We start from the raw sequence: 277 nt of genomic DNA, 5'->3' as shown, positions 1-277 counted from the left end.
GGAGAATTAGTTAAAGATGTAGTAGAAAAGGGGAAATTGAGCGCTAGTGTAGAACCAACCAAAGCTGATGTGTTTATTATTGCTGTTCCTACACCACACAATGCTGATCATACTGCAAATTTAGACTATGTTGTAGAAGCTACTAAGTCTATTTTACCATTCTTACAGAAGGAAAGTATTGTAATTGTAGAATCTACGATTCCACCAAGAACTATTGATGATATAGTGGCTCCAATTATTGAGGAACAGGGATGGAAAGTAGGGGAAGAAATTTACC

At 36.5% G+C, this 277-nt stretch carries 1 pseudogene; it reads left to right on the top strand.

The window, feature by feature from the left end:
• Positions 1–277 (top strand): annotated as a pseudogene (locus SB717_RS35485) (UDP-N-acetyl-D-mannosamine dehydrogenase); the annotation flags it as partial.

Origin of the sequence: Priestia sp. SIMBA_032 (genome assembly GCF_046535215.1) — a bacterium.
Taxonomy (GTDB): Bacteria; Bacillota; Bacilli; order Bacillales; family Bacillaceae_H; genus Priestia; species Priestia aryabhattai.
This window is presented reverse-complemented; position numbering and strand designations above follow the sequence as displayed.